At 69.0% G+C, this 11,905-nt stretch carries 8 protein-coding genes; 4 read left to right on the forward strand and 4 right to left on the reverse strand.

Annotated elements, in window-relative coordinates; all coding sequences use genetic code 11:
• Window positions 1–502 precede the first annotated feature (502 nt).
• The gene (locus tag ABD287_RS16675) at window positions 503–3,568 is read right to left on the reverse strand and encodes a helicase-related protein (RefSeq protein WP_344174158.1); all 3,066 of its coding nucleotides are present in this window, start codon (window positions 3,566–3,568) and stop codon (window positions 503–505) included.
• A gap of 89 nt (window positions 3,569–3,657) precedes the next feature.
• On the opposite strand from ABD287_RS16675, the gene ABD287_RS16680 reads away from it, so the two are divergent.
• Window positions 3,658–4,650, forward strand: a complete 993-nt coding sequence (locus ABD287_RS16680; protein WP_344174160.1) for a hypothetical protein — start codon at window positions 3,658–3,660, stop codon at window positions 4,648–4,650.
• On the forward strand, window positions 4,647–7,673 hold the full coding sequence (locus ABD287_RS16685) for an AAA family ATPase (RefSeq protein ID WP_344174162.1): 3,027 nt from the start codon (window positions 4,647–4,649) through the stop codon (window positions 7,671–7,673). The genes ABD287_RS16680 and ABD287_RS16685 overlap by 4 nt, the downstream gene beginning before the upstream one ends.
• A gap of 152 nt (window positions 7,674–7,825) precedes the next feature.
• Here ABD287_RS16685 and ABD287_RS16690 read toward each other — a convergent pair whose 3' ends face one another.
• The 3 genes from ABD287_RS16690 to ABD287_RS16700 form a co-directional block, all read right to left on the reverse strand.
• Window positions 7,826–8,851: a tyrosine-type recombinase/integrase gene (locus ABD287_RS16690; RefSeq protein WP_344174164.1), complete on the reverse strand. Its 1,026-nt coding sequence runs from the start codon at window positions 8,849–8,851 to the stop codon at window positions 7,826–7,828.
• Window positions 8,841–9,176, reverse strand: coding sequence for a hypothetical protein (locus ABD287_RS16695; RefSeq protein ID WP_344174166.1), 336 nt, complete (start codon window positions 9,174–9,176; stop codon window positions 8,841–8,843). Before ABD287_RS16695 ends, ABD287_RS16690 begins: the two co-directional genes overlap by 11 nt.
• A gap of 537 nt (window positions 9,177–9,713) precedes the next feature.
• On the reverse strand, window positions 9,714–10,427 hold the full coding sequence (locus ABD287_RS16700; protein WP_344174168.1) for a VOC family protein: 714 nt from the start codon (window positions 10,425–10,427) through the stop codon (window positions 9,714–9,716).
• 291 nt (window positions 10,428–10,718) lie between these two features.
• Between ABD287_RS16700 and ABD287_RS16705 the strand changes: the two genes are divergently transcribed.
• Together ABD287_RS16705 and ABD287_RS16710 are read left to right on the forward strand one after the other, a co-directional pair.
• Window positions 10,719–11,234 (forward strand): hypothetical protein, encoded by a 516-nt coding sequence (locus tag ABD287_RS16705; RefSeq protein ID WP_344174170.1) that lies wholly within the window; start codon window positions 10,719–10,721, stop codon window positions 11,232–11,234.
• 148 nt (window positions 11,235–11,382) lie between these two features.
• Window positions 11,383–11,814: a hypothetical protein gene (locus tag ABD287_RS16710; RefSeq protein ID WP_344174172.1), complete on the forward strand. Its 432-nt coding sequence runs from the start codon at window positions 11,383–11,385 to the stop codon at window positions 11,812–11,814.
• Window positions 11,815–11,905: the final 91 nt, after the last annotated feature.

The raw sequence follows: 11,905 nt of genomic DNA on the forward strand, positions 1-11,905 counted from the left end.
AACTCTCGGAGCTGCGACGAGGCAAGGTGGCGGCCGCTCACCCCCGCTGACCGGCGCTCGCGACCGCAGTTCGTCGCGGGCTCGGGCCGCGGCTGCGTAGATCAGTGACCGCGTACGCAACTCGGCATCCGCCCGATCAGCCGGGTCCATGCGCTCCAGGCGAGCGAGCTCAGCGGGCGTTCGCTTCCCCGCCACCAGCACGACCTTGGAGAACTCAATGCCCTTGGCCCGGTGCATCGTCATGGCCGCCATCCGGTCGGGGGGGGCGGGCGGTCCCGGTCGACGGCCTGGGCTTTCACGCCCGGCTCTTCGAGCGCGGTCACGACCCGGTCCCGGTGGAACGGATCAGCGGCCAACACCGCCACGGTTGTGGGAGGATCGCCGCGGTCGAGCCAGCCACGCACATGGCGGGTGGCTGCAGACAGCTCTCCTGCGACATCATCCGCGGGTCTCCACCGCGGGCGGCGGCCGCTGCGCGCCGAACGGTGACATCGCATCGGGGTCAATCGGTCACAGGCCCGGGTAAAAGTCCGGTGGCGGCGCGCCAATCGAGAATGGCCGATAGTTGGTGTCCCGGCGCGGGAACTGGAAGATCGGACGCGCTCGCCCAGCGCGGCACGCCGCCGTCGCCCGTCACCCACCAATGCTGGCCGGCGAGATTCCGGCTGGCGATAACCTCACAGCGACGCAGCGAGCACCGGCCGGCCTCGTCCGGATTAGCCACCGTGGCGAAGGTCAGCCCTTGGTGGTCCTCCCGACACAGGTCCCAGCCGGCGAACGGCGGGCCTTCCCACACCGGTGCCTCCGACCAGGCCGCCCGCAACCGGGTCAGGGTCGCCTGCCGATCGGCTGGTTCCCGAGCCCCGCCCTGCACGTACGCCACCGCGACCGGGGGCTCCGCCGCGCCGACCTGTCGGGTCGCCGCCGCGAGCAGGGCGTCCACCTCAGCAGCCGGCGGTAGGGGCTGCCCCACTTCGGCGACGGCCAGGCTGGTGAACCCGGCAGGGTCAGCCGTGGTCACGGCGCCGTCGGCAGCTACCGCGACGGTGTGCAGTCGGGTGGTCGTGGCGTCGTGTCCGGGCGCCTCGTAGGCCGCCAGGAGATACGGCGTTGTGCTGCGGTCGTCCATCAGGACGACGCCGCGGCGCAGGGCCTCGCCGTGACGGTTCCCCACTACGCCGACCAGGGCGGTCAGCAGGGGATGCCCCGGAGCGACCAGCTCGGCGGCGCCGCTCACCGAGCCAGCCTGCGCCCGCGGCGAGAAGGTGACCGCCTCGTACCGGGCCCGTACCGCCCCGGCGGCCACCGTAGGTTGCTCCCGCACCTCCCGGGGCACGTGCCCGACGCGCCATCGGCCCCCGGGCAGCTGCCGCAGATCGCCGTGCAGCGCCTCCATCGCGGCGCCGACGAACGCGCCGGTGATGTCCGGGGTCAGCGCCGCGGCCCGCGACAGCGCCAACTCCCGCCGCACCGCCGCAAGGTCGGCGGCGGTCAGCTCCCCGACGGGGGCGGCCCGCCGGGAGACCGCGTCGGCCAGCTCTGTGCCCAGTTTTCGCTCCAGAAACCGCTCCGCCCGACTGGCGCGGTCGGCGCCGACATCGGTGAGCAGGTCCCGCAGTTCAGCGCCGGATAGTACGTCCCCCAGTACGTCGAAGACCTGGTCGCCGAGTGCCGCCCGCTGCCGCTCGAGCTTCTCCAGCAGCGTGGTGAAGACATCGCCCTCCCGGGTGTCGGTGGCGACGAGGTTCCACAGCTGGCAGGTGTGGCGCTGACCGATGCGGTGAATCCGGCCGAACCGCTGCTCCAGCCGATTCGGGTTCCACGGGATGTCGTAGTTGACCATCAAGTGGGCCACCTGAAGATTGACGCCCTCACCGGCCGCATCGGTCGCGAGCAGCACGCTGGCATACGGGCTTTCGGCAAATCGCAGTTGGGCCAAGCGTCGGTCGCCACGACTGGACCCGCCGTGGATGCGCTCCACGCCGAGCACCGGCCCGGGAAGCGCGGACAACCGCTCGGAAAGGTAGTCCAGTGTGTCCCGGTGCTCCGTAAAGATAATGATCTTGCGGCGTTGGCCGTCCTGGTCAACCATCGCCGGGCTGAGCAGCAGGCCCGCCAGCGCCTCCCACTTGCGGTCGATGCCCGCGTCCCGGATATCGCGGGCTTGGATCACCAGCTGATCGAGGACGAGTGCCTCGGTCTCCAGCTCCGCCGGTGTTCGGGATGCGGTCGCCGTCCACGACGCCGCGTCCTCGACGGACTCGACCGCCGAGTGCGGCACCTCGTCCTGATCCAGGGTGGCGATGTCGGAGTCCAGCGCTTGCAGGCTGGCCCGTAGCTGCGCGCCGAGCAGCGCCTCCTGCTGGCGGACCTGGCCCGCCTGCTCCCGGAGCCGGTCGCGGCGACGGGTCAGCGACCGAAGGATCGCTTCCGGGGACGAGGCCAGCCGCCGTTGGAGCACCGTCAAGGCGAATCCGACGGTGCGGCGAGTCTCTTCGCCGGTCACCTTGTTCATCTCATGGCGCACGTACTCGCTGACCGCCTCGTAGAGGGCGCGCTCGCGCGCCGACAGCTGGTAGCCCACTGTTTCGGCGCGCCGTGGCGGGAAGAGTGGGCTGCCATCGGCGTGGACGAGTTGCTCCTTGAGTAGTCGCCGCATGAACGCCGGCGGCTCCGCGCCGTTGGGGTCGCGGGCTAAGTAGTCGCGAACCGTCGTGCCGCCCAGCAGCCCCAGCAGCAGGTGGAACTCGGGGTCCTTGCCGTTGTGCGGGGTGGCGGTCATCAGGAGCATGCCCCGGCAGGTATCCCGGAGCAGCTCGCCCAGCTCGTACCGGCGGGACTTGAGAATGTCGCCGCTCCAGTATCGGGCGGACATCTTGTGGGCCTCGTCAACGATCGCCAGGTCGTAGGGCGCGGCGCGCAGCGCCCTACGCAGCGGTTTATTGCGAGCCACCTGGTCCAGTCGCACGATGAGGCACGGCTGCTCGACGAACGGGTTCTCCGCCGTCGTCGTGCCGGGCTCATGCAGTGCGAAGGTCAGGCCGAGTTTGTAGCGCAGCTCCTCCTGCCACTGTTCGACAAGACCACCCGGCGCGACGATGAGGACGCGACGCACCCAGCCGCGGGCGAGCGCCTCCTTCAGATAGAGGCCGGCCATGACGGTCTTTCCCGCACCCGGGTCGTCGGCTAGCAGGAAGCGCAGCGGTCGGGTCGGCAGCATGTGTTGGTACACCGCGCGCAGCTGGTGTGGCAGCGGCTCCACCGCCGCCGCGTTGACAGCCTGGTAAGGGTCGATGTCGGGGGCGTGGGCGAGTCGTAGCGCCTCGGCGGCGAGCGCGAACGCGTCGTACGGAGCGTCAAGCGGGTGCTGGCGCACGCCGTCGAGAACTCGCAGGGCGGACAGCTCGGCGGCGAACATCATCCGGGAATCGGTGACGCCGTCAGAGTCACGGAACGTGACCATGGCGGCATTGCCCAACCACTCGATGCCGTCCAGCTCCGCGGGGCCACGCGGGCACAGGCCGAGCAACCGGACACCAGGGCGAAGGTCAGTCGAGGGATCGATCACCGGAGCCCCCATCCGCAGATCCCGCCCGGAGCCTGTCTTCTCTCGGGTATACAGCAGAGACCGAGAGGAAGGTGAGAACTATTCGCATCGTGGCTATCGCTGACGTGGGCCTCGACCGGCCGTGGCTGCCGCTGGCGCCCGCCGCCGGCGCCCGTCGTCGAGAGTCCAGCCGACACGCTCTCGTACGCGCCATCGGGCTCGGCAGAGAGCAGCAGGCCTCAGCACTTGTCATTGTGGGCGGACTGTTCGACCGAGCTACGGTTACCCTACCCACGCTGGAGTTCGCCGCGCGTGCCTTCGCGGCCTTCCCTGGCCCGGTCCTTATCGCCCCCGGCGCGCTCGACTGGCACACCGAGACCAGCCCTTACGCCACCACGAACTGGTTCGACAACACCCACCTCTGGCATGACGCGCAGTACCGACCGGGCGTGACTGTCGACGGTGACACTATTGCGGGCAGCGCCTGGACCGGCTCCAGCCTCGGTGGCGAGCCGCCCCTTTCCTCGTCGGCTGACGAAGAACGGGTGCTGTATGTCCGGGCCGGCCTAGCGCCGCGGGCGCGGCCCGTTGTGTGCTCCACCGCCGCTGACGCCGATGACGAAAGGGTAGTCGCCGTCGGCGCGCTTACACCGGCGGTCGGGGCGGGGGGCGCGACCGTGACTGTGATCGACTGGTCGAACGGATCGCTGCGCTCCACCCAACTGATGATCGACGACGAGCCAGGGGAAACCCGTCCGGTGGACGTCGCGACCGTTAACGGCACTGATGAGCTTCTGGCTCGATTGAGCTCGACCGTCGACAGCGTGCCTCCGTGGAGCGTGATCGCGTTACACGGTCGTCTGCCCAGCGGTGTCCTGCTGCCCAGCATCGCCGGGTTCACCACCGACCGTGAGGACGTCCTCATTGACGAGACAGCGGTCGAATTCGCGTTGGCCCCACCCGCCAACGCCGACCATAGCGCCATGACTGAGTTCCGGCGCGGCATGCGCGACAGCGACGCCGACGAGCGAACGCTCCACCAGGCTACGGCCCTGGGCCTACGCGCCCTTGCCGAAGTCGCGCCGGACGGGGAACCGATATGAGATTCACCCAGGTTGAGGCCACAGCCTTCGGCCCACTGCGGAACGCTCTTCTGACGCTCACCCCTGGCCTCAACGTCATCCACGGACCGAACGAGGCGGGGAAATCCTCCTGGTTCGCCGCCTGCTACGCAGCTCTGTGTGGGCGCCGTCGGCAGCGCGGCCGTGGAACAGCTGATCAGGCGGACTTCAAACGCCGCCATCACCCGTGGACCGGACGGGCCTGGAGCGTGACGGCGGATATCGTGCTGGACTCCGGGACGCGCCTGCGCATCACACAGGACCTGGCCTGCGGAAGCGGCTCAGTGACCGATCTGGCCACCGGTCGCCCGTTTGACCCTCGCCAGACGCGGCGCGATCTGCTGACCGAGGGCACGCTCGATGCGGCCCGGCTCCTGGGCCTGAGCAGGGACACCGTCCGCAGCACCATTTTCGTCGGTCAAGCCGACGTGCTGCGGGTGGCCACCAGCGCCGACCAGTTGCAGGAGGCGATCCAGCGGGCCGCCACCAGCGAGAGCGTGGACACCACTACCGAAGGCGCGCTGATGTGGTTGGCCGAGCAGCGGCAGCTGCGCGTCGGCCACCCGACCCGAGGGCAGCGCCCGCTTCGGGCCGCGACCGAGGCGCTAGAGCGCGCCCGCGAGGCCGCCGTGGCCGCCCGGGACCGGCACCAGTCCACCCAACAGATTTCCGCCCAATACCATCACGCCCGAATGGCAGCCACGGCGATGGACACGGAAGCGGCGCGCCTGCGCCACGCTCAACGATGGGTCGCGATCGACACGTTGCGGCACCGGGTCGACCAGGTGACCAAGCTGACCGCGCAGCTGGCCGCCGACGCCAGCCCCGGTCAACGGCCCGCCGACGAGGCGACCGTCCGCGAGGTCACCGCGGCGCTGGCTGCGTTCCACGACCGCGGCCCGCTGCCCGAGCCACCAACCGGACCCGACGCGGCCGCCATCACCGCTGAGCTGGCCCAGCTGCCCACGCCCGTGGCCGGCGACAGTGAGCCCCGGCCGGAGATCGTCGCGGCCCGGGAACGGCTCCTGGCCGCCCGGACCGCGCTGGTCACCCACCGCGACGCGGCCCCACCGAACCCCCCGGACGTGCGCGTGCCGTGCCCTGCTGAACGCCTCCGCGAACTCGCCAGCACCCTCGATCAGCCCGGGCCCGCCACCGACAGCGGGCTCGAAGCCCACATCGCCGAGTTGACCGAGCAGCAGCGCGCCGCCGAGCGTGCCTACGAAACAGCCCGCGAGACGCACCAGCGCGCGGAGCGGCTACGGCGTGAGGCGCAGCAGCGGTACGCCAAGGAGACCGCCCAGTACGACACCGGGCTGCGCCAGTTCCAGGCTGATACCGCCGCCTACCTCGCCGCCCGGGAGGCGGCCGACGCCGCGGCGGCCGACCGTGCCCGGGCCCGTCGCGCGGCTCGCCGGACAGGCCTGGCTATCGCTGGCGCCGGCGGGCTGCTGCTCGGCGTGGGTCTGCTGCTCGTCGTTCTGGGGCTGGTCGGGCCGGGGATCGCCGCACTGGTGGTCGGCGGGATCGGCGCCATCGCGGGAATCTGGCGGATGCGGCCGGACTCACGCCAACCGACCGAGGCCGACGCTCCTGCCCCGTCCACGCAGCCGTCACCGCCGCCAGCGCCGACTCCCCCAACCGTGACGGATCCTGGCCCCCCGCCGACTCCGCCCGCGCCCGATACACGGCTCGCGGAGCTTACGGCGCGACAGGCTCAGCAGCAAGCGGCCGCCGCGACCTACGGCGCTCAACAGGAGCAGGCGCGGGCCGAATTGGCCGACCTGGGCCTTGATCTGGATTCCGGGGCGCTGCGCCACCTCGCCCGCCAGATCGACGACGCCACCGACGCCCAGCAGCGCCGGGAGGCGCACGCCCAGCAACTCGCCGCCCGCCAGGCGGAGCAGGACGCGGCCGTCCAGGAACTGGCCAAGCTGCTCGATGTGACGGTCAGTGATCCGGGGGGCGCTTTGGAACGGTTCGACACTTACGCGCAGGCGTGTCAGGAACGCGCCGCCATCGAACGGGCGGCAGCCCGACGCCCCGATCTGCAACGGGCCCTGGCGGCTCGTACGGAACAGGAGCGCGGGCACGAACGGAGGCTGGCCGAGTGGCGCCAGGTCGGGCAGCGGATCCAGGATCTGGCGGCCCAGATCACCGGCGAGGCAGGTGAGGAGAGCTACCGGCGGCTCGCCGAGTGGCTGGACGCCCAGGAGGAACTGCGAGCCCAGGCCACCAACCACGCTTCGGTGACCGGGCGGCTCAGTCAGCTTCTCGATGGCGAGACCCTGGCGGACCTGGAAGAGCAGTTGGTCACGGTGACGGCCGACGCGGGCGAACGCCCCGCCACGATCCCTGCCGACCTCGACCGGGAGCTGGCGGAGGTGAGCCGACGACGGGAGGTGACGCACGCTCAGGTCGCCAAGCTCGCCGGCCAGTTGTCCGCACCGGACACCACTCCCCGCCTCGCGGAGGCGATCGAGGCCGAAGCGGCAGCTGAAAGCGCCCTCGCCGACGTTGAGGTGCTGGACGGATACTTCCGGTTGGCTCAGGAGCAGTTAGAGCTGGCGAAGGAGCGGGCCCACGCCACCATCGCGCCCGTCCTGTCCGCCACCATCCGTCCCTGGCTGCCCCGCATCACCGGCCACCGGTATGTGGACCTCGACATCGACGTGGCGGACCTCAGCGTCCGCGCGACGGACCGGGACGGAGCGGTCCGGGACGCGGCGCTGCTCTCGCACGGCACCACCGAGCAGATATTTCTGCTGCTGCGCCTCGGGCTCGCCCAGCATCTCGCCGACCGGGCCGAAACCGCGCCGTTCGTGCTCGACGACGTCACCGTGCAGTCGGACGCCACCCGCACGTTGGCCGTGCTGAAGCTGCTGCGCGAGGTCAGCGCGGACCGCCAGGTGATCCTGTTCACCCAGGAACAAGAGGTCGTCGACTGGGCGAACGACCTGAATGGAGACGCCAGCCAGGTGGTGGCAGTGCCAACAGGCGTCTGACGGTCCGCGCATTCCGACGGCGGGCGGATCGGTGATCATCGCGCAGCCTTGTCAACGGATCCGGGGGTGGTGCGCGAGTGGGTGTAAACCTGCTTGATCCCGAACCCGCTAGCAGCACGCGCTCCGGATGAGTCGGACGGCTATGCTCCCCGTCACTCAGTCCATTGGGCCGACCAGTCCGACAGTGGGTGTGGCCGGCCGGTCATGGCGGACAGAGCGACCGCTACCGCTTGGAGGTCAGCCTTGATGTAGGTGGTGGTCGCTGCGCCGACGCTGTCGGTGTGGCCGGCGTACGCGCGGGCCACACCGTATCCGAAGTGGCGTTCGACCCAGGTCAGGGTGGTGTGCCGTAGCCAGTGGGTGGAGATGCCCTGCGCGGCGACCCATGGCAGCTCCTGGCCGAGACGCTTCCAGAGGTGGTCGTAGCGGCGGCTGGTCATCGCCGTACCGTGCCGGAACCGCAGCAGCGCATCGCCGGACAGGACGGCGCCGCGGCACCGGGCGTGGTCAGCCAACACTGCAGCAAGGTCGAGGGTCACCGGTTGCCACCGTTGGGTGCCGCCCTTCTCCCGAAGGCAAAGCAGGCCGCGTTCGGCGTCGAGGTCCATCAACCGCAAGCCCAGCGCGCCGCCGCGACGGCAGGCAGTCTCGGTATGTAAGCGAAGCAGCAGGGCGTCGAGCACGACGTCGTTGCCGCTGGCCCGGGCCGCCAGGTTGATCTGCGTAAGCTCATCGGGCGTCAGGGCACGCCGTGTGCTGGGCAGTCGTCGTGGCTTCGTCACTCGATGAGCGGGACTGTCTCCCGGCTGGATCAGCCCGTCGGCGATCGCCCGGTTGTACAACGCGCGGGCCGCGGCGATGACGTGCTCGCCTGCGTGCCGCCCGCCGCGGCTCGTCCGCCGCACCCGGGCCTCAGCGACCGTGGAACGCTGCAACGCCTCGATGTCGCTGGCAGCGATCTCATCCAGCCGCCGATCACCCCACGCCGCTCTCATCCGATCCCAGTAGCTGCCATACGTACGGCAGGCGCCCGGCCCGGCAGCGGCGGCGACCCGTTCCAGGTACTCCCCCACCGTCGGCGCCGCCGGTCGGGCATCCCGGCGGAGGTCGTCGACGGTCACGCCGAGCTGAGCGAGCATCGCGCGAGCTTGCGCGACCCGGTCCTGGTCAGCCGCCATGGCCTACCCTCAGGCTCTGGTGCAACTGATGGAGGTACCGGGCTACAACGGCGGCGGGATGGGCCAGCACCACACCAGCCATCGGATAGGCGGCCACCACCAACGCCGCGTCCTCGATATTCAGACCACACAGGGCACGGGCGGCCGCCGGCAGCGCCAGATCACCGCGGCTGCCCACACGATGCGTTCCGTCGAACGTCGACACGACGAGGATCGCACCGTCGACCACGTCGATGTCCACGCGATGGCCGGGCCGCCAGGCGAGATGCCTGAGAACCGCGCGCATCGACAACCTGCCGGAGCGGTCCAGCCGGGCCAGCTCCACCAGCGGTAACCCTCCGCAGGCCGCCGCCTTCAGCCGCGTAGCCGGCAGCAACGGTAAGGGCGCGGGAGTTGGCGACGGTCGGCGTAGCGCGGCCGGGACCACGGCGGCGATGAGCTGCTCGGGTGATCGAGGATGGACGCCGCGACTCATGAGACCATCGTCGCTTCCGGATGGGTAGTCACCCAGGAGACCATCCGACTGGGCGTCACGCCACGGAGGGATTGACCTCTACGTTGACATCGGTGCGACAGATGACTGGTGGAATTCCACCAGTAGTGGTGTCCGAGGGGGGAAACCCCTCAATGTGGCACTGATGCCACAAGGCATCAGTGTTCATGTGGACAATAGTACCCGACTCGGCCCTTGATCGCTATGCGGTCGGCAATCCGCCACGAACACGCGGAATATCCAAATCTAACTCGTCACGTCTGCTGGTTGGGGCCGCCCGCTCATGCCGAGAAGAGTGCGCCCGTGTGGGCGCTGTCAGGCAGCCGGAGGAGTTCTTCAAAAGGGTAATCTTGACACGGTGCATCTCGATTACGGCAGGGAGTCGGCCAACTCGGCGACGGTGTCAAGGACGGCGGCTATCTGCTGTCGTACATCGGCTGTCAGCTCGACACGTTCGATGCGGGTCAGGCTCTCGCGGGCTGTGTCCGGGTCGGCCAGTGTCATGGCGGTCTCTGCCCGGTAGGCGAGGGCTTGCACCAGAACGGCGGGGTCATCGCCTGCGTCCGGCCTCGTGAGTCCGCCGTCTAGGATGCGGGCCGCTTGGCGGTGATCACCGCGGGAATCACCTTGGACGACCGCGTTCTGCAGGGTGACGGCCAGCCGGCCGGTCGGCTCGGGTGTTGCCCCCGGCGGGGACTTCGCCGTGATGCGGATCCAGTTTCCGCCGGGGTCGACAACGCTGAAGCCGGTCACCCCATCCATGTTCTTCTTTGCGCGTGGTCGGGTCATACGCGGGATCCCGGAGACCAAAACCTTGCCGTACGCGGCGCGCATACCCACCGCGAAAGCCTGGTACAGGCCTTCGACATCCGGGACCAGGACCAGGCACGAGCCATAGGAGTTCTCGGAGTCGAAGTCGGCGATCCCGAAGAAGTGCAGGTGAAGGTCCTCGCGACGCAAGGTGAGGTAGGGGTTCGGGCGAGTCTGCCTGTACGTGACCCGGAAGCCCAGGACGCGATAGAAGTCGGCGATGACATCGATGGAGGAGCAGGGCAGCAGTGGGACCGTCACCTCGTCAGCCATTGGGCCTTTCTACCGGCAATCGCGAGCGATCGCACATGAGAATTCACGAACGCGCGTATCGAACTAAAGGGATAAATATCGCATCAACGGCTGCGCGGATCCTCGCGACGCCCCCGTTAGTGATCAAGAAGTTCTTCGTTGCACTCACATGCCGCCGAGCGCGTTGCCTTGGTCGGCCGCCAGCACCCGGCTCCGCTGCTACCTCGGATCTGCGACAGGCTGGTTGCGCGCGGCGGTCATACTTTGTGGATGCGATCGCCTTCGGTAGCCACGTGGCCTGCCGTGTTGGCTGTGTCCGCCACGGCGCTCGTGGCTTTGGGCGGTTGCGTCGATCCGGCGTCCTCGAGCGCCGAGGGCCCGCCGCAGCCGACGCCGAGCTCGACCGCAGCGAACCCGGAGGCTGTGGACCAGGGGTCAGGGCCGGGCGACGTTGCCCCGCACGGTGCCGAGAACAATGCTTGGAAGCGTCGGCACGGCATCAGCATTGATCAACAACGCCGTGGCGACCATGTTGCAGCTCTTGTACGGGCCGCTCTGGGCAGGCAACGGGCGGCGAAGAAGTTTGACGCTGCGACGACCGAGAGGACGCTGCGTGCGTTGAAGATCGCCGATTTTGAACTGACTGTTACCCCGATGAGCGTGCCTTCGTACCGCACCGACGTTACCCCCAATCCACCGCTGGGTGCGGTGTTCGCGCTTCAGCATGAGCGTCTATGCGTCGACGGGGACATACGGCCCGAGCGGCTACTCGTCCAAGTTGAAGGCGCTGCTAACGAGTTCGGCTGCATTGAACCGGTAAGCCATTAATTCGCTAGATCCCCGGCGCACTCAACTGCCGCCGACCGCGCGTAGCCCGAGTCGGCCATCACGGGGCGTAGCCACGCCCAGTGCCCGGTCATGGGTGGGCCTGCAACGCCTTGAAATGCCTGGCGACGCCTGCCTACAGTGTCGATCCATGGATGTGCTCGTCGAACTACTCGGCTGGTTCAACACCGAACGTACAACCGCCGTAGTCGCTGTCCTCGCCTTGGCTGGCATCGCTTACTCGGCGCAGTCCGCCTCAGCAGCCAAAAAGCAGGCCAGGAGTGCCAAAGACCAGGCTGAGCGCGCGAAAGAGCAAGTTGAGCTCGGCAGGCAACAGGTCGACTTGCTGATGCGGCAGGTCAGGCAGGCAGAGGCTGTCGAAGCAGCAACTCAGCAGGCCAGGCGGGAGTCGCTTCAGCCCAATGTCCTCGTCGATGTCGCTCCGGGCGTGAACGACCCCGGCGTGTTCGTCTTGTCGATCTCGAACATCGGTACCTCGGTTGCAAGGAATGTCCGGGTCAGGGCCCTGGATGAGATGGTCCGGTCTGATGGATTAAAGCTGCATGAGCTGACAGTGAGGTGATCTCAACGAGGGTTCGGTAGGTACCGGTATTCGAAGTGGGTGAGGTGGACGGCTGCGCGGACGATGTCGCCGAGGTTTCGGGGGCTGGCCG

Origin of the sequence: Pilimelia columellifera subsp. columellifera, from assembly GCF_039532605.1 — a bacterium.
Taxonomy (GTDB): domain Bacteria; phylum Actinomycetota; class Actinomycetes; order Mycobacteriales; family Micromonosporaceae; genus Pilimelia; species Pilimelia columellifera.